Raw genomic sequence first — 21,051 nt, forward strand, 5'->3', positions numbered from 1 at the left:
CATGACACAAACTGATGTGAATAATGCAGCAGGAGTAGCGGATGGAATTAGGAACGGAGCGACAGCAACAGGAACTACACCAATAGATACCTTGATCACTACACCTCCGGATTCAGCGTTTACTTCATTACCAAGTGGTCCTATGTTGAGCTTAGTTAAGACAGCCTCACCAGTATCAATCACAGAGGGAGCAGATCCAACACTAGTAGATGTAGGAGATACAATCCTATACACCTATGTGGTGACGAATACAGGAAATGTAGATTTAACAAATGTAGTACCAGTAGATGCTGGTCCTACATTTAATACTCAACCAGCAGGTGGAACCTTGAATCCATTTGTACCAGCGAGTGTAGCATTACTAGCTCCAGGAGCAAGTGCAACCTTTACGGCAGGATATGTATTGACGCAGTCAGATATAGATAATGCAGCAGATATACCTGGTGGAGTTGTGAATACCGCAGTAGCCCAAGGTATGGATCCGATGGGAATGACAGTAACTTCACCACCAGATGATGGAGTTACCCAATTCAGTGGAACACCAGCATTAACTGTAGTGAAGAGTGCTGATTTAGCAGAGATAACAATGGCTGGTGATGTAATTACTTACAGCTTCGAGGTGACGAACACAGGAAATGTGACGGTGGACAATGTATCGATCACAGATGCAGGTCCAAGCTTTGGTGGTGCTGCGGGTACTAATAGTTTACAAGGCTTAAGCTGCCCATTGACCACATTGGCACCGACAGAAATGGTGATCTGTACAGCGACTTATAGCGTAAGTCAGTTGGATTTTGATAATGCGATATCAGGAGATTCATCAGCGATGAACATAGCAATAGCGAATGGCACGCCACCAGTAGGACCTCCAGTGATTTCGATCCCTGATACATTGGATATCCCAGTGACACCGTTCGATAGCATATCGATTGTAAAGACAGCAGGAATGCCAAGTGTTAGCGCTGGTAACAATGCAACGCTTACGGATGCAGGAGACGAAATTGAATATACTTACGTAGTAACGAATGAGGGAACAGTGAACTTGACGAATATAACTATTACAGATGCTGGTCCAAGCTTTATGAGTGTGCCTGGAACTAATAGCCTAAGTAATATACTTTGTAATGCAAGTGAATTAGCACCAGGAGAAAGTACAACATGTATAGCAACCTATACACTAAGTCAAGAAGATATAGACAATGCTCAAGGAGAAACGGATAGCGTAGTAAATATTGCCTTTGTTACAGGAACACCACCAGCAGGTCCTCCGACTATATCGGAACCAGATACGGCAATGACTACGGTTATAGATAGTGCTTTAATTACATTGATCAAATCAGTAGAAATACCTACCGTAACAGAAGGAGCAGATCCATTGTTATCCGACGGCGGAGATCTCATTGAGTACTCTTTTGAAGTCACAAACGATGGAGTGGTAACCTTGACAAACATTGTTTTATCTGATCTGGGACCAACCTTTAATGGAGTGGCAGGGGATAATATACCATTGATAATCACATGTGCAATCGACAGTCTTGCACCGGGAGAGAGTACTACATGTACTGCCACATATGTAATGTCGCAAACAGATGTGAATAATGCAGCAGGTATTTTAAATGCAGTAAGAAACGATGCGACAGTAATTGCTGAAAAGCCAGATGGTGATACTGTAACAGATTTGGACTCGGCTTTTACAAGCATACCAAGCGGACCGATGTTGACGATAGAGAAGAGTGTGGTTTCACCTACCGTTACAGAGGGACCAGATCCGACATTAGTAGATGTAGGAGACACGATCTTATACACCTATGTGGTGACGAATACAGGAAATGTAGATTTGACAAATGTAGTACCAGTAGATGCAGGCCCAACATTTGGAGGAGAATTAGCAGGCGGAAGTTTGAATGCCTTTGTACCAACAAATGTAGCTTTAATTGCTCCGGGAGGGAGTTCAACATTTACAGCAGGATATGTATTAACGCAGTCAGATATAGATAATGGAGCAAATATTCCAAATGGTGTTGTAAATATGGCAACAGCAGAAGGTATGGATCCAATGGGAATGACAGTAGTGTCGCCACCGGATGATGCGGTAACTCAGTTTACTACAACGGATAGTTTAAGCATTGTTAAGTCAGCAGATCTTACAGAGATCACGATGGCTGGAGATGTGATTACATATAGCTTCTTGGTTACCAATTTAGGTGCGACGACTTTAGATAATGTATCGATTACAGATGCAGGTCCAAGTTTCGGCGGAGTCCTAGGAACCAATGCATTAATAGGCTTAAGCTGTCCATTGACCACATTGGCACCAACAGAAAGCACGACTTGTACGGCAACTTATACCGTTAGTCAAGCAGACTTTGATAATGCGATCGTGGGTGATTCATCAGCGATGAACATAGCGATAGCGAATGGCACGCCACCAGTAGGACCTCCAGTGATGTCGATACCTGATACATTGGATATTCCAGTGACGCCGTTCGATAGTATATCGATTGTGAAAACAGCGGGATTGCCGACGATTAGCTCAGGAGCTAACTCAACAGTAGTGGATGCAGGAGACATGATTACCTACACCTATTCTATAACAAACGAAGGAACAACGAACTTGACAAATGTTTCAGTAAGCGATGCTGGACCGACATTTATGAGTGTTCCAGGAACGAATGTCTTAAGTGCAATAACATGTAATACAGATGAATTAGCACCAGGAGAAAGTACGAGTTGTACAGCAACCTATACACTAAGTCAATTAGATATAGATAATTCACAAGGAATGATGGATAGTGTGGTGAACATCGCAGTAGCGAATGGCACACCACCGGCAGGTCCGCCGATAATGTCAGAACCAGATACGGCCATGACAACGGTACCGAATATGCCATTATTAACTATTAATAAAACAGCGAGTGCTGCCTCAGTGACAGAAGGAGTAGATCCATTGTTATCAGATGGCGGAGACTATGTAGACTATACCTTCGAAGTAACGAATGAAGGAAATGTAACATTGACGGATGTAATTGTAACAGATTTAGGACCATTATTTAATGGGACACTAGGAGATAATTCACCACTAGTGGTAGATTGTGGAGGAACAATAGATCTAGCCCCAGGAGAAAGTGTGACGTGTACATCAAGGTACATCATGACACAAACTGATGTGAATAATGCAGCAGGAGTAGCGGATGGAATTAGGAACGGAGCGACAGCAACAGGAACTACACCAATAGATACCTTGATCACTACACCTCCGGATTCAGCGTTTACTTCAGTACCAAGTGGTCCTATGTTGAGCTTAGTTAAGACAGCCTCACCAGTATCAATCACAGAGGGAGCAGATCCAACACTAGTAGATGTAGGAGATACAATCCTATACACCTATGTGGTGACGAATACAGGAAATGTAGATTTAACAAATGTAGTACCAGTAGATGCTGGTCCTACATTTAATACTCAACCAGCAGGTGGAACCTTGAATCCATTTGTTCCAGCGAGTGTAGCATTACTAGCTCCAGGAGCAAGTGCAACCTTTACGGCAGGATATGTATTGACGCAGTCAGATATAGATAATGCAGCAGATATACCTGGAGGAGTTGTGAATACCGCAGTAGCCCAAGGTATGGATCCGATGGGAATGACAGTAACTTCACCACCAGATGATGGAGTGACCCAATTCAGTGGAACACCAGCATTAACTGTAGTGAAGAGTGCTGATTTAGCAGAGATAACAATGGCTGGTGATGTAATTACTTACAGCTTCGAGGTGACGAACACAGGAAATGTGACGGTGGACAATGTATCGATCACAGATGCAGGTCCAAGCTTTGGTGGTGCTGCGGGTACTAATAGTTTACAAGGCTTAAGCTGCCCACTGACCACATTGGCACCGACAGAAATGGTGATCTGTACAGCGACTTATAGCGTAAGTCAGTTGGATTTTGATAATGCGATATCAGGAGATTCATCAGCGACGAATATAGCTACAGCCTCAGGCGAACCACCAGTAGGTCCTCCAGTAGTATCACCACCAGATACATTAGATATCTCAGTGGTTCCATTCGATAGTATATCGATTGTGAAAACAGCGGGATTGCCGACAACCAGTTCGGGGGCAAACGCAACAGTGGTAGATGCAGGAGATATCATAACCTATACCTACTTAATTACGAATGTTGGTTCGACTAACTTAACATCCGTGAATGTAAGTGATGCAGGTCCATCATTTATGAGTGTTCCAGGAACGAATGTCTTAAGTGCAATAATATGTAATACAGATGAATTAGCACCAGGAGAAAGTACGAGTTGTACAGCAACCTATACACTAAGTCAATTAGATATAGACAATTCACAAGGAATGATGGATAGTGTGGTGAACATCGCAGTAGCGAATGGAACACCACCGGCAGGTCCGCCGATAACGTCAGAACCGGATACAGCGATGACGACGGTACCTAATATGCCTATATTAACAATTAATAAAACAGCGAGTGCTGCTTCAATAACTGAAGGAGTTAACCCACTATTATCAGATGGTGGAGACTATGTAGACTATACCTTCGAAGTAACGAATGAAGGAAATGTAACATTGACGGATGTAATTGTGACAGATTTAGGCCCATTATTTAATGGGACACTAGGAGACAATTCACCATTAGTGGTAGATTGTGGAGGGACAATAGATCTAGCCCCAGGAGAAAGTGTGACGTGTACATCAAGGTACATCATGACACAAACTGATGTGAACAATGCAGCAGGAGTAGCGGATGGAATTAGGAACGGAGCGACAGCAACAGGAACTACACCAATAGATACCTTGATCACCACGCCACCGGATTCAGCGTTCACTTCTGTACCTAACGGTCCGATGCTGAACATAGTTAAATCTGCAAGTAGTCCAACAGTAGCGAATGGTACAGATCCATTAGCAGTCGATGTAGGTGATGTAATAACTTATACATACGTCATTACAAATACAGGAAACGTTGAATTAATAGCAGTGACACCTGTAGACGTCGGACCAACTTTTAATGGTCAGCCAGCTGGAGGTTCATTAAGTCCATATTCACCTGCAATAGGAGCTATCTTATCTCCAGGAGCTTTTACAACATTTACTGCAACTTATACATTGACACAAGTAGATATAGACAATGCAGCTAATATACCAGGAGGAGTTGTGAATACCGCAATTGCTACAGGTATGGATCCAATGGGAATGACTGTCATGTCACCTCCAGATGATGGTATCACTCAATTTTCGAGTAATCCAGCTCTTGATCTTGAGAAAACAGCAAGCATACCTTCTATTTTAGCAGGTGTATTACCTGGTGAAGTAGATGCAGGTGACACTATTTTCTATTCATATGTAGTGACCAATACAGGTTCTGTTACTTTGGATAACATCAGTGTTCAGGACGTAGGACCTACTTTCGACGGAGCTCTTGGTACCAATGCACTTCAAGATCTGGTTTGTGATTTAGCAACTCTAGCACCTACAGAGTTTGCTACGTGTACAGCATACTATATTTTAAGTGCTACGGATATTAATAATGCAGCAGGAATAATCGATGGAGTGGAGAATATTGCCACAAGTACAGGTTTGCCGCCGACAGGGCCTACGGTTACTTCTGCACCGGATACTGCAACTACCACTATTATGGTAGCACCAGAAATTATGGTGACGAAAACATTGGTAGGTGCTCCATCAATCAATGCGGATGGAACTGTGGATATCAGATATGCAATAGAAATTGAAAATATTGGAAATACGATTTTAGATAGTATTCAGGTTCAGGACAGTCTTTCTATTTACTTTGGAGTGATTGATATTAATTCGGTAGAACTTGAGAATTTTACGGCTGGAATTAGTGAAAATTCAGCGTTCGATGGAGATACAGATGTGAACACATTGACAGGGGATGATTCGATGAATCCTGGACAGACAGAAAGTTTTGAAATAGTAATCAATGTTGGACCTGCAGCTGCAGAGACGATGGTCACCAACTTGGCGCAAGCAAGTGGAGATGATCCTCAAGGAAACCCAGTAATTGATGAAGATTCTGAAGATGTGGAAGTACCAATAGGTATGGGTGAGATTGGTGTTGCTAAAGATGTACTTATAGATCCTGAATTGCAAGTGGATGGAACATATACATTGACCTACCTATTAAAAGTAGAGAATACTGGATTATTTAATCTGGATAGTGTGAATGTGGTAGATGATTTGGAATTAACTTTCCCAGGCATTACGATTAATAACGCCTCCGTTCAGAATATAAATGGACCGTTATCGCCGAATCCTAACTATAACGGTGTGACAGATAGTCTAGCATTTACTGGTGATCTTGGATTACTTGTAGGTGAAATGGCAACATTCGAAATTATTCTAAATTTAGGGCCAACTAATGAAGTGGGACCATTCTTGAACACAGCAGTAGGTACAGCTGTAGATCCATTCGGAAACCCTGTATCGGATGATTCTCAGGACGGACGTGATCCAGATCCTGAAAATGATGGACCTGGGGATAATAGTGATCCTACACCAGTAACTTTAACACCTTCAGATGCTGAAATAGGAGTAAATAAACAAGTAATTTCGATAGCAGAAGCTGCTAGCGGTGTGGAAGGAAACTTTGACGTAGTTTTTGAAATTACCGTAGAAAATACAGATTTTGTAATGTTGGATACCCTTATGTTAGAAGATGATCTTGCAACACAATGGGGAGCATTGGGTACTGTTTATAGTATTGTATTGCCACCATCATTGATAGATACAGACGCTGATCAAACGCCAAGCTTAAATGCTGGATTCAACGGTGATGACATGACGAATCTTTTCATAGGAACAGATGGAAGACTTGATGCAGGACAATTTGTGACCATTCAGTTCACAGTTGAAATTGATGCAAGTGAAGCTAATCAACCCTTATTGAATACAGCAGTTGCTAGTGCAGATGATCCAACAGGTATACCAGTAAGTGATGATTCTCAAGATGGACCATCTAATGATCCAGAAGGAGACGGTCCAGGTGATAATAATGATCCAACACCAGTTAATCTGCCTGCAATTGGTATAGCAAAAGCAGCTGGAATGCCAGTAGCTATTGCTGATCAACCTGGTAGATATACGATACCTTATACCTTCATAGTAGAGAACACTGGGAACACAGTTCTTACGAATGTTGCGTTGAAAGATGATTTTGCAACGCAATTAGGTGGTTCGTTCGTCAATGTGATTCCTGGAAGTCTTATGATTACAGGAAATACTGGAGCAGCACCAGGTGGAGTAAACTTGGGATATACGGGTATCGGAGATCCTAACAATAACATGTTAGATAGAACAGCAATTCTTGCACCAGGTGATAATATTACAGTTACAGTATCTATAGTTGCAGATGTAACTACAGGACCTAACCCATTAGTGAATCAAGCGACAGCAGAAGGAGATGATCCTGAAGGAAATACTGTAGATGATTTGTCAAATGACGGAACAGATGTAGATGGTGGAGATGATCCAACAATGATTGAGTTAGATTGTCCGCTAAGTATTGTATGTCCTGCAGATATAGAAGTTCAAAATGACTTAGGATGGTGCCAGGCTAGTATTAATTTACCAGAGCCTACAACTATAATATGTACAAGTATTGATCCATCCACGATAACAATAACCTGGGAGCTTTCAGGTGAATTGAATGCTACAGGAACAGGAATCTTGACAGATACAATATTTACAGTAGGTACAACGACATTGACCTATACTATTATGGGGACTGAATTTGGGGCAATGACTCCTTCAGTTAGTACTTGTTCTTTTGATATTACAGTTTTAGATAAAGAAGCACCAATTGCTGTTTGTAGAAATGTGACTGCTATAGTTGGTGCTGATTGTGATGCGATTGTAGATGCGGCCTCTGTTAATGGTGTTTCTTATGACAACTGTACTCTGGGTGGTGATTTAATCTATGAGATTGGTAGAGACACGATGAGTATGGGTGCAACGCTTACAGTGACCATGGCTGATTTAGAAAATTCTCCGATCACAATATTTTTACGCGTTACGGATGAAGCAGGAAATATGGCGATTTGTAGTGCTGAAATTGAAGTGGAGGATGATACACCACCGACTTTTGACTGTACTATGCTCGTAGACCTTACGGTTAACACGGAACCAGGTGCTTGTTATGGTTTAGTCCCTGATTTCACATCATCGGTAACCTTACCAGATGACAATTGCTCGGATGCATTAGCAGATTTTACAATTACACAATCTCCATTACCTGGAACTGTTTTCGGATCTCAGTCGGGAGACTTTGTGAATGTTGTAATTACTATTGCGGATGGTCAAGGAAATGAGATAACATGTATGAGGATTGCTGAATTAGACGATATACAACCTCCAGTTTTCCAAAATTGTCCAGTCAATATTACGGTTGCGAATGATGTGGATAAATGTGGGGCAAATGTTATATTCTCTGCTCCAGTTGCAGTAGATAACTGTAATGTAACAGTTACACAGACAGCTGGACCGATATCAGGTTCATTCCTAGATGTGGGTATGTACAATATAGAATATACAGCTTTGGATGCAGATGGAAATACTGCCATATGTAACTTTACTTTAGAGGTGATGGATATGCAATTACCAGATATTGCTGGTGGTTTCCCAGCAGATGATGAAGTGAATTGTGATGAGATTATGCCGGCAACACCGTTGACAGCAGCTAATTTCTCAGACAACTGTCCTGATCCTTTAACAGTGGATTTTGCAGAAACAACAACACAGGGTGGGGATCCAGCTGCTTGTGACTTTTATGACTATGAAATTATTAGAACATGGACAGTTACAGACGGTGCAGGAAATGCTGCTGATTTTACGAATACATTATATGTGCAAGATACCGTAGCACCTACTTTTACACTTCCTGCTTCAATTACAATTTCTTGTGATGAAGTGGATATGATACCAACGTTAACAGATCTTTCTGATAATTGTGCAGAAGAAGCGAATATCACCATAACGATGACTGACGTTTCAACGCAAATAATGGATCCAAGTGTTTGTGGATTTTATGACTATTCCATAACTAGAACAGTGATGGCTTCAGATCCATGCGGAAATACAACCACGATGGTTCAGACCATTATCGTTCAGGATAATAATTCTCCTGTAATCGTTTGTATGGATTTAACTGTCAATGTGCAAGATGGTGATGCGATTACTTTAAGTGGTGATGATTTCTTACCAGAGATTACTGATAACTGTGCAGCTCCTGGTAATGTGACGGTTAATCTAGTAGATGGTTTAACCATTAGCTGTGATGACGCTGGATTACTAGATGTAACAATAGTTGCAATGGATCCTTGCGGAAATGAATCCTTCTGTGAAACAACTGTAACGGTTATTCCTTTAGACGATCCTATATTAATGGATGTTCCTGGGGATTTCACGGTCAACTTGCCGGATGGACAATGTGAGGCAACCCAAGCAGATTGGCCTTCTATTCCGACTGCTTCAGGAGCTTGTGATATTACCATAACATATGATCCTAATGCGATTGCTGGATTACCTCCTGGCATCCATGATGTTGAGGTTTGTGCGACTAGTTTCTCGGGTAATCAAGTATGTGAAATGTTTACAGTAACAGTAAATGGTATTTTACCAGATGTAGGTCAATTAATCTGTAACAACCAAGTAAATGTTTCGTTAGGTGTTGATTGTACAGCAGAAATAACTGCTGACATAATGCTACCTGGAGACCCATTCGAATGCTATGAGTTTTTAGATGTAATTGTAAGTAATTCACCAGGTGGCTCACCTATTCCTGGAAGTCCATTTGTTGGACTAGATGATGTGGGCAACACTTATTATGTTACCATTTCACACCCATCGGGAGGAAACAGTTGTTGGGGATTAGTGACGATCGAAGATAAAATAGGACCTTCTTTAGCTTGTCCTCCAGACATAACTGTAGCATGTAACCAAGATTTAGATGACCTAATCATTTTGGGTGAGCCAACTCTTGAAACTTGTGAAGATCAAATTAGCATCATTTATCAGGATGATCAAGTTGATAATGGAACTTGTGGTACACCTAGAGCGGAGATTACAAGAACATGGAAGGCGATAGATGGACAAGGAAGGATTTCAGAATGTGTACAGATCATTACCGTATTACAGTTTGATATCAATGTAGTAGATTTCCCTGCTGATTTGAATTTTGAGGATGTAATTTCGTGTGATGCATACGCAATGAATGTTGATACCTTAGATCCATTATACACTGGAGAACCTAGTATAGATGGGATGTCACTGTTTGGTAATCATTTCTGTGATGTGAATATCGGATATTGGGATGAGAGATTATTGGATGCGAATTGTCCAGGAGCGTTTGAAATATTAAGACACTGGGTAGTTAGAGATGAGTGTCAACCATTAGTCCCAGGAATAAATCCTGTGGAACACATCCAATCTATAAAAGTGGAGGATGTCACGGCACCTACATTACTTGACGCTCAAGATGTTACCATTTCGACTGATCTGTGGGGATGTAGCGGATCATACGAACTTCCAAGTTTATTAGATGGAGATAATTGCAGTGAAACTGAAACAAAATGGACTTACTCTGATGGTTTCTTAGTAGGTAATACATTGACAAATATAGCAAAAGGTACAACTTTAGTGAATGCTAAGATCAAAGATGCTTGTGGTAATTTTGGGATAGAATCCTTTACTATTACGGTGTTAGATCAGGTAGCTCCAGTTGTCGTTGCTGATGAGCATACGGTGGTGAGTCTAAGTCAAGATGCAATAGACGGAAGAGCTAAAATTTATGCAGAAACTTTCGATGATGGATCGTTCGATGGTTGTGGTCCAGTGGAATTCACTGTAAGAAGAATGGATATAGATACTATCTGTACCGGCTCTGAAACAGGTACAGCCCAATTTGATGGGGAGTTCCAATGGTATGATTTTGTACATTTCTGTTGTAATGATGTCGGGAATGATTCTCTGAGAGTAATCTTTAGAGTGTGTGATGATGCAAATATGGACGGCGAATTTGGAAGTACAGATGATTATTGTAATACTGCAATGGTTACGGTAGAAGTTCAAGATAAATTACCACCGTTGGTAATTTGTCCTGATGATTTGACAATAGATTGCATTGATTTTAATGCATTGGGAGATTTAGTTAATAGTGGACCACTTTCTGAAGAGGATGTACTCAGAGTAAATGCTTTGTTTGGGGAGCCTCAGGCAGGTGCTACGTGTAACTATGAAATCACGCAGACATTATCGGGCAATGAATTTTGCGGTGACGGGATGATTAATAGAAATATCATTGTTACGAATACGATTAATGGACTAACAAATTCTTGTACGCAAGAAATAGATGTTAGACTTCTAGAGGCGAATACATTAACATGTAATAAAATTACATTCCCTGCTGGATCGAGAGAAGCTATAGCAAACTATAACTGGTGTGATCCTCAGGATGATCTTGCACCATTTGTGAATACTATAACTGTGAATAATTGTGAGGGTGGTGCTTTTACTGAACCTATAATTGATATAGATAATCTTTGTACAGAAGCAGGAATTAATCTAACATTAGATACTTTCGACTTTGCTGGTGGAGGCTGTAAGAAAATACTTGCTCATTGGGAGGTAATCGATCAGTGCGTATTCCAAGAAAACTTCTTATGGCATAACGGTGAAACTTACGAAATTAATCCGTTTGTTTCAGAAAATGGTTACTTCGAATTATACATAGAATATGATATTTTTGATAGTGAAGAGCCAACAATTATATGCAACGATGACCTAATCTTAGCTTGCGATGCATACTTTGCGGGGCCTATCACTGGTCAAGCAGTTGATAATTGTACAGAGGAAGAGTTTTTAGGATGGACATGGAGATTAGATCTTTATTCGGATGGTACTTTTGATGGAGAAGGTGTCGGTAGAAATATTACTGCAGCCAATGCGGGGATATCTGCTGGATATTTTCCTATAGGAGTTCACGAGATTTTATGGATAGTGAGTGATGGATGTGGAAATATCGCTACCGAAAGATGTACGCTACGTATTGGGCAAGAAGATATGAAAGCACCCACGCCATATTGTTACGACGGAATAGCTACAGCTATTATGGCTGAGAACGGAACAGTTGAAATATGGGCAAGTGATTTTGATGCTGGAAGTTTTGATGATTGTGATACAATGCTTACTCTAACAATGATCCCTATTCAGGATGTTGAGTTAATAGATGGAGGTGATAGTGCTGTATATTTAGCAGCGAAGCCAAATTGGACTTTTGATTGCGATTATATTGCTAATGGAGTTCAGTCGGTTATTGATGTTAGAATGTATGTTACAGATGACGAAGGAAATTATGATTATTGTACCGCAACTCTTAGAATCAACGATAATTTTGATGTCTGTGAAGATAAAGGTGGAGCAGCCAGCATATCGGGTGCAATAACCACTGAAACAGGAGATTCTATAACTGGCGTTACGGTGGAAATTAATACTTTCTCTCCTGAGTATCCTAATAGTATTGTTACAACTACTAGTGGAGATTATGCTTTCAACAGTAATCCTCATAACTATGATTATGAAATTAAACCAAGTAAAGATTACGACTACAGAAATGGGGTGAGTACAATTGATTTAGTTTTAATACAGAGACATATTCTAGGTATGCAATCGTTAGAAGGACCTTATAAAATGATTGCTGCGGATGTAAACAGTGATTGTAAAGTTTCGGCAATTGACCTTCTTAATTTACGTAAATTAATATTAGGGTTGTACGTAGATGATGATTTGCCAAATAATGAGTCGTGGCGGTTTGTAGACAAATTTTTTGAGTTCAATGATCCAGAAAAACCATGTGACTATACTGAAGTTCTTACTATAAATAACTTACAGGAAGATGCAATGGATAATGATTTCATGGGGATTAAAATAGGAGATGTAAATGGCTCAGCTCAATTAAGTTCAGGTTCAAACTCAGCAGAAGTTCGAACGAATGAAGCTTTAAATTTTGCGATAGAGAACAGTAAAGTTTCTAAAGGTGAAAGATTTGAGATAACATTTTTTGCAGATGACTTTATTGATATTCAAGGATACCAATTTACTTTTGCTTTCGAACCTCATCAGCTTCAATTTATGGAGATTAGATCGGAGGATCTAGATCTTAATGAATCGAATTTCGGTCTGCGAAATGTGGATAAAGGTCTGATAAGTACAAGTTGGCATTCTGCTCATCCGATATCAATGGATCCTAAAGCACAACTATTTACATTAGTCTTTAAATCCAAAGTAGATGGAGAATCTGCTGAAATGATTAAGATTACCTCAGATATCACTAAAGCGGAGGCTTATACTAGCAATTTAAAACAAGTTAGACAAGTTGCGTTGAACGATCGATCAGAGAAAGCAGAATTTGTTTTTGATCTTTTCCAGAATTCGCCTAATCCTTTCAATAAGAAAACTGAAATTGGATTTACAATTCCTGAGAATAATCGCACTAGTCTTACGATTTATAATGCGATAGGTGAATTATTGTATGAATATAATGAGGATCTTTTAGCTGGTGAACATAGTATTATCCTTGATAGGAAAGAATTGAATGGAGTGGGAGTCTTGTATTACAGACTGGTGTCAGGAGAAAATAATATGATGAAAAAGATGATTGTCGTTGATTAGATATATTTAGTTGAATAAAAAGTGGCCAGCAGAAATGTTGGCCATTTTTATTCTCGGATGATATATATGGGTAGATGACGGATAAGAGGGGAAACGTAATGAGACTAAGGGTTAATTGGTTTATAAGGTTAGAGCGGATAATTAGGGAAGATTAGGTTAATATATTTTGCAAGGTTTATAGGAAAATATCTTTTGTTTTAGAAGCCTCTATATTCAATAATATTATGATTGTCAGGATAAAATAACCATACTTATATAGGATATAGCTTATCCATTATTATGTTTTTTAATTTCTAATAAATATTTATTACTGAATTCTCAAAAGAATGTTTTTTTAGTTTTAGACTAATTGATAGAAAACTAGATATAATAAAAAAATGCATGTCCGTTGGAAGGTGATACCTATTTCAGAGTTTTTGATCTTGTGAATTTTGGAATTGTTAATGACTTTGATATTAGTTCTATTGATATAGGATTGGAAATAAGTACAGGTATCAATGGGGCTCAAGATATTAATTTGAATCTATATACTGTTTCTGGAAATTTATCTCTTGCTAATCTTACACCTATCCATAATGAAACTGTAGCTATTTCTAACCAGTAACATACTGTTATAAATATTCCATTATCATCCTTAGTGACTATACCCGCAGGATCAGTTTTAGTTGTTGAAGTTTTTGCAGCAGATGTTACCAATGGAACATCCTTTTCCATTGGGTCTAATGCTAACACTGATAGCGCAACATCATATATTTATAATCCGTCATGCAAAACTACAGATATAACTTCAGTGCATGATCTTTGATTTCGATTAATGAATATCGATATGAACGTTAACAGTTGTTAATCAACTGCTGTTGTTCCAACAATGGGCCAATGGGGCATGATGATTCTTTCTCTTTTAATATTTATAGTTGGAATTAATATTCTAAAAAGAAGGCAACTATATATCATAAAAGAGTAAGTAACTTAAAATCTATTAGAATTATTTAGAAATCACTGTCGATTTATATTAATAAGCTACAATCAGATTGAATTTAAGCTAAAATGAATATTTATTCGGTTTTCAAGTTATATGCAGAATTTTAAAATAAAGCTATAACTATTATAGCTGTTTAGGAATACTTATATGCTCATAAAATAACTCATTTACCACTTCTGCTTCATGGCCACATTCGTTATCTCCGATATATAGAAACTCATTTTTAACAGGCTGGTAAGTGTAATCCTTAGCCCACTTTTTCCCGTTTTTAGAAACTGCCTTTATCGCTTCGAGTATGTAGTCTATTTCATCATCTGAAAGGGTAGGGTGAATAGAGAGCCGTATCCAACCTGGCTTGTCTATGTTTTCTCCGCGAAGTATCTTATCTCTTAAGGAAAGCGAGATTTCTTGGTCTATCTCTAATAAGTAGTGTCCATAAGTTCCAGCACATGCACATCCACCTCTTACTTGAACACCGAAGTAGTCATTAAGTAGCTTGACAAATAAATTGTAGTGAATTTCCTTGTGCAGAAAAGAAACCACGCCCAATCTTTCTCTGTGCGCATCTGCTAGGATGGAAATTTGTTCTATTTCATCAAATGTTTGGTACACCTTGGCCAATAATTCATGCTCTCTAGCTTGAATTTTCTCTGGATCCATTCTTTCTTTAAGTTGAATGCACATCGCAGCTCGAATACCTTGGATAAATGGTGGTGTTCCGCCATCTTCTCTCGTTTCGATATCTTCGATGTAGTCGTGATTGGTCCATGGACTGGTATATACTACCGTGCCGCCACCTGGATTATCAGGAACTCTATTCGTATACAATGCAGAATTGAATACCACAATTCCAGGTGTTCCAGGTCCTCCTAAGAATTTGTGCGGTGAAAAGAAAACTGCATCTAATCGTTGATTAGGATTTTCCGGATGCATGTCAATTTTTACGTAAGGTGCCGAACAAGCAAAATCAACAAAACAATATCCTCTAACATCATGAATCATTTCGGCAATCTTATGGAATGGAGGTACGATTCCAGTGACATTAGATCCCGCAGTAACTGATGCAATCTTCCATTTTCTATCTTTGTGCTTTTCTAGGAGTTGAGCAAAATGTTCTAAATCAACCAACCCAGTAGGATCTGCTTTTATGATTTCTAGATCCACGATCGTTTCAAGCCAACAAGTATGATTCGAATGGTGTTCCATATGGGTAATGAAAACCACAGGCTTGCTGTCATTGTGATATTGTAATTTCTTGCTTTTGAGGTAATTGCTGGTACGTTCATACACCTTGAAACCCATGATACGCTGCAACTTATTAATAGCTCCAGTCATTCCTGATCCAGCAAAAAGTAGGACATCCTTACTACTCGCATTCACGTGTTTCTTAATGATGATTTTAGATTCACTGTAAGCTTTCGTCATTACTGTTCCAGTATAACTGGTCTCTGTATGGGTATTCGCAACGATAGGTGTAATCAGCTTCGCAATCTTTTCTTCTATCTCATTATAGAAACGGCCACTCGCTATCCAATCTGCATAGACCAATGGCTTTTCACCTTGAGGTGTAACGATTTTCTGATCGATTCCACATATGTTATTCCGAAAGGGCTTGAAGTGAGCTTCTAATGACATAGTAAAAATTTAGACTACAAAGATATGACGAATTCTTCATGTATCTAAGTATATGCCTAAAAGTTAATTAGTTGTGTGATGATTTTACTGCATAAAAGCTGGAATAAAACACCTTATCTACCAGCCTCTATACTTCGGTGCTTTTACATCATTCATCCTCATATATACCAATATCTGACCTCTATGATGCGTCATATGATCCGTCATCAACATCATGATTTGTTGGATTTCCATAGGTCCAGCGAAGAAATTTACGACATCTCTCATTTTGTGATCTGGTAGATCCTCGACGGCTTGTCGGCTTAATTTGAAAGTTTCTCTGAGAATAGTCAGCATCTGGTCTTTACTTGGGTCAATTTCCTTCAAGTTTTCGTGATATGCAACTCCTTCTAAGTATTCAGTGCTCAGCCACATCATATTACTGACCATGTGCAATAATTGCCCTTTAAATGTTCTTGATTCTGGGGTTGGTTTGTAATCGTATTTGTCTTCAGGCATTGCTTCCGCGCATTCGATCGTGTAGGCCGCTGCGTTATCCCATTTCTTAAGAAAGTTGGATTTATAATCAGATTGAGCTTGAATCATTGTAGAACAAAGAATTAGAGTAAATATTAAAACGCCTTTCATTATGCTAAGATTAATTTGATATCCAAATCTACAATATTTATTGACTTGGAACCATTATCATAGTTATATTTGCGGTTTCAAATTTAATATTATTCAAAAATTGACAATGAAAATAAGTATAGTCCTAACCATTTTTATTTCTTGCTTTTTAATGTCTTGCAAGTCAGATCCAAAAGTAATGCCTGCAGAAGGTGTAGTAACTCCATCAACTCCTGAAAGGACAGATGTGGTGCCGTATGCTTGCGATATTGTTTCTGAGAAAGAAATGCTGGATATACTAGATATGGATGTGAAATTGGAAGTATTAGATGGTAATAGAAATAAGCCTAGTGGAAATTCAACTTCATGTTTCTACAAATGGCAAGACGATAGATATGATGTTTCAGGTGTAATGATCCAGTTCACGCGCAACCCATATCCAGACGAGATTCCAGATTATGTGAATAAATACATGAATAACAAAAGATGGGAAGGAGAAAACAGTTATGATGATCCTAACGTAACTTTTAAATATTCAGATATGGAAGGCTTACCTTATGAAGCCATCTATAATCGAGAAACTTATAAGTATTACTTCGGCGTTAAGAACACTTTTTTATGTTCAGTAGCATTCAACTATCCTGCAGAGCCAGAACAATTAGATGCTTGGTTCAAGGAAATCGCTCAAATAATGATTTCTAAAACGTAGGAAGTAACCTGAAAATTATTTGTGTTTTTCGATGAACTCCGATACAACGGACCCGAACTTATCTGGTTCGGTATCATGTGGATGATGTATCGATTGGTCAAATACCACAAAGTCTTTTTCCTGAGAGCTTATTAATAAGAAAGCCGTCCTACCAGTGTTTGGTGGAACACTAACGTCATACTTTCCATAAATAAATAAACTAGGTATTTCTATTGCTGTGAGTTGGGGTAATAAGCTATAATTTTCCTTTATCGCAATACTGGCAGGTTGGTTGAAAAAATTGGAGATGAACCAGTTAATAGGATTATTCGAAAAGGTCGCTTGTAGAATTTTGTCAATTTTCTTTGGCTTTGGAATTACTTCGTCCTTATATAAAAGTTCGATGGTTTTCGATGCTAATTTCAGTGTGCCATCGTAATCTTCGGTCGATAGTGCATCATTTCGCAACTGAACCCATTCATCTGCCATACTACTATTTGCTTGTTGTTCATCACCGATAACAGCGATGAGGTTTTGTCTGGCGTTATTGACGCTCGGTACATCTAGCAATCCGTCGACATTTATCCAACCAAGATATTGGGTTTGAAGATCCATAGAAAGTAAAGATTCGGCACTAATTAATCCTCCAAGGCTGTGTCCCATTAGAAACAATTTGAGATCACTACCATATCTTTTCTTCAATACTTTTGTTAGCGCATCTACATCACTAGCCATCGTTGAAATCAGTTGTTCTTTACTGTGGAAGTTGCCTTCGGCCATAGACTGAGCTCTTTGGTCAAAATAAACGACAACGTACTTCTGCTCTAATTGATTTCTAAAAACACCATCCCTAAATGCTAATCCATAACTACCAGCACCGTGCAATACGACAATAAAAATTTTTTCTGAATGATTACCGTGGACATATGCGGGCATCGTTGCGCCTTGATGTCGAATGTGGATCGTCTCGTCGATAAAATTGCTCGATTCTTTTGTGCAGCAAACGAAGAGAATGGGTAGCAAGAGTATGATAATATATTTCATTTCTAAATTTTAGGTTGATATATGCGATAACCGATAGACCAATTGACCAGAGGCATAAGTGTAGAGTTGTATGGGGTCAATATTTGAAATTGTAGCTTAGTGTGAAATCTTCTCCTCTTATGAATGCCGATAGATAATCCAGGTGAATAATACCAGTTTCCGCTGAAATTGCTGGGTTCTGAAACGGACCCATTTTCTGAAATACTATAGGTGTTTCTTAAAATAGACCGAAATAATCCCAATGGACTCACTTCGAAATAGAATGTTTTTTTGTAAATACTTATTCCATAATTTATAAGAAGTGCGGAGTGACTTTGTGGATCTGTAAAGAAGGACAATTGCAAGTGATGGACATTATTTTTGATTGTAGAATTTACTTGAAACTGTGCTCCAGGATTCCAGAAATTATTTCCGAAGTAGGCAATGTTTATAGAAGTATTCGACTTTTGGGCATAGCTGAAATCGGGATTAAGCAGAAAACAGGAAATCGAAACTAAGGCAATCCATGTACTTGTCTTCATTAGTTTATTTTTCTATCACATATCACTTTATTGGAAAAGGTTACCTCGTATGGTTATGGTAATGTAGCGGAGTAAAGTAGAAACTAAGGAGGTTGTGTTGGATAAATATTTACAAGAAAAAAGAGAAGGCCAATAATTATTTTACTGGCCTTCTAACGTTTAGGGTATAAACGCAATATTTATATTTTAATAAAAGTGTTTTCTATGATTGTTGATCTTAGATCATATCATTTTATATGTCAATGCTTATGCAGAACTGGGTTGCATATCACTGGTTCATGATGTAAAGATGTGGAATTAAAAGAAGCTCTAGGTGACCTAGGTTACATTGAATTAAATATGATGTTTTTCGTACAAAATAAATTTACCTTTTCACGCTAGATTTTGAGCACTTTGATAGCGCCACGACTTTGCTCGATGACCTTGTTTTTTTCCAATTTCTTCATGATTCTAGAGACAACAACACGAGAAGTGTGTAGGTCATTAGCAATTTCGGCATGTGAAATTTTCAAATTTTCAGTTTTATTCACCCAAGCTTTGTTGACAATGTATTTGCTAATTCTTTCTTCCATCGAATTGAATACAAGATTGTCTAAAGATTGAAGCATTTCATTTAATCTAGAATTATAACTGTCTAATACATAGACTCTCCAAGATTTATACTTTGCCATCCATTCATCCATCTTTTCCATTGGGATAAATAGAATTTCCGCATCGGTTTCTGTTAGTGCCCGAATGGTCGATGTGGAATTTTTGGTGCAACAATTAAGTGTTACCGCACAAGTATCGCTGAATTCTAAGTAGTAAAGAAGGAGCTCATTTTCATCTTCATCTTCGGTCATGATTTTAACGGAACCTTCTATAACCAGTGGCATGTGAGTGATCTGATCACCGATATCAATAAGCATTTCTTCTGCCTTGAATTTCCGAGCATCTCCATATTGGCATATTTCATTGATGAGTTCCTCTTCGAAAAGAAACTGAAATTTTTCAAAGAGTTTATTGTAGCATTTAATGTCAAATGGAATAAAATTCATCTTACTTGTTTGTTGAGATGAAGATATTACATTTAAACGGTATCAGCCAATTTTTTGTTGAACTTAACAGCGATGTGGATATATATTGATCTGGAAATTCTCATAATAAAGAAGTAGGAAACCGCCATTGCTGCAATAAGTAAAGCAAAGGATGCTTCTAGATTCCAGCCTAATATCAGCATACAAAAACCAATGATGGCTAGGGCTAGCCAAGCGGTCCAAATATATGAAATGAACATGGCGCCAAAGTAATATCCTGGTTCTGGTTCAAATTTCTGACCACAATGAGAACACTTCTCATGCATTTTGAGAGGTGTCTTGAAATCAAAAGGTTCGACGAATAAATCTCCTTTTCTACACCTTGGACATTTATATTTCCAGATACTTGAAATTATGTTCACTGTTATATTTATTTGGCAACGAAAATAAAAGATCAGAAACAAATTTGTGTAACAGAGGTTACAATGGATTTGAGGTATTTAGATTGCTTGATCAATCTTAGGTAAAAAGACCTTGAATTGACATTGTCATTCGGTACATCTTCTCTAATGATAAGGAAGATAAAATAGGTTTTTCTGAAAAAAAAGATGAGTTTCTCACTAAATATACAAAGCCGGTGCGCTGCACCTCTAAGTCTAAGCGATGATTTCTGTTACAAACAATTCCGGTCCTCTGGACCTGAGTGGGAAATTTGAATTTCCTATGCTGATGGAAATAGTTAAGTTTTGATAAATGGTACATCATACCGATTTTATTTGTAACGAAAAGATCCAATGTGAAAGCAAGTGCTTTTGTTTTCTTGGACTGAAGTCCAAGCTCCTATATCA

At 38.5% G+C, this 21,051-nt stretch carries 9 protein-coding genes and 1 pseudogene; 4 read left to right on the top strand and 6 right to left on the bottom strand.

The annotated features are described in order from the left end of the window. The first annotated feature begins 16 nt into the window (after positions 1 to 16). From L2586_RS15460 to L2586_RS24850, 3 genes and pseudogenes are all read left to right on the top strand, one after another. Positions 17 to 13,711, top strand: a complete 13,695-nt coding sequence (locus tag L2586_RS15460; protein WP_235293830.1) for a DUF7507 domain-containing protein — start codon at positions 17 to 19, stop codon at positions 13,709 to 13,711. A gap of 388 nt (positions 13,712 to 14,099) precedes the next feature. Then, complete coding sequence (locus L2586_RS15465; protein ID WP_235293831.1) at positions 14,100 to 14,315, top strand: hypothetical protein; 216 nt, start codon at positions 14,100 to 14,102, stop codon at positions 14,313 to 14,315. Between the two features lie 255 nt (positions 14,316 to 14,570). Further along, a pseudogene (locus L2586_RS24850) lies at positions 14,571 to 14,675 on the top strand (IPTL-CTERM sorting domain-containing protein); the annotation flags it as partial. A 141-nt stretch (positions 14,676 to 14,816) separates the two neighbouring features. Here L2586_RS24850 and L2586_RS15470 read toward each other — a convergent pair. After that, complete coding sequence (locus L2586_RS15470) at positions 14,817 to 16,328, bottom strand: aminotransferase class V-fold PLP-dependent enzyme (RefSeq protein ID WP_235293832.1); 1,512 nt, start codon at positions 16,326 to 16,328, stop codon at positions 14,817 to 14,819. A 117-nt stretch (positions 16,329 to 16,445) separates the two neighbouring features. Continuing rightward, positions 16,446 to 16,955, bottom strand: coding sequence for a DinB family protein (locus L2586_RS15475; protein WP_235293833.1), 510 nt, complete (start codon positions 16,953 to 16,955; stop codon positions 16,446 to 16,448). A 106-nt stretch (positions 16,956 to 17,061) separates the two neighbouring features. On the opposite strand from L2586_RS15475, the gene L2586_RS15480 reads away from it, so the two are divergent. Then, positions 17,062 to 17,643: a hypothetical protein gene (locus tag L2586_RS15480; RefSeq protein WP_235293834.1), complete on the top strand. Its 582-nt coding sequence runs from the start codon at positions 17,062 to 17,064 to the stop codon at positions 17,641 to 17,643. 15 nt (positions 17,644 to 17,658) lie between these two features. On the opposite strand, the gene L2586_RS15485 is transcribed toward L2586_RS15480, so the two are convergent. From L2586_RS15485 to L2586_RS15500, 4 genes are all read right to left on the bottom strand, one after another. After that, positions 17,659 to 18,666 (bottom strand): alpha/beta fold hydrolase, encoded by a 1,008-nt coding sequence (locus tag L2586_RS15485; protein ID WP_235293835.1) that lies wholly within the window; start codon positions 18,664 to 18,666, stop codon positions 17,659 to 17,661. A gap of 2 nt (positions 18,667 to 18,668) precedes the next feature. Next, positions 18,669 to 19,187, bottom strand: a complete 519-nt coding sequence (locus L2586_RS15490; protein ID WP_235293836.1) for a hypothetical protein — start codon at positions 19,185 to 19,187, stop codon at positions 18,669 to 18,671. A gap of 377 nt (positions 19,188 to 19,564) precedes the next feature. Further along, complete coding sequence (locus L2586_RS15495; RefSeq protein WP_235293837.1) at positions 19,565 to 20,224, bottom strand: Crp/Fnr family transcriptional regulator; 660 nt, start codon at positions 20,222 to 20,224, stop codon at positions 19,565 to 19,567. A 32-nt stretch (positions 20,225 to 20,256) separates the two neighbouring features. Next, positions 20,257 to 20,625, bottom strand: coding sequence for a DUF983 domain-containing protein (locus tag L2586_RS15500; RefSeq protein ID WP_235293838.1), 369 nt, complete (start codon positions 20,623 to 20,625; stop codon positions 20,257 to 20,259). Positions 20,626 to 21,051 lie beyond the last annotated feature (426 nt).

Source organism: Portibacter lacus, from assembly GCF_021533215.1.
GTDB classification, from domain to species: Bacteria; Bacteroidota; Bacteroidia; order Chitinophagales; family Saprospiraceae; genus Portibacter; species Portibacter lacus.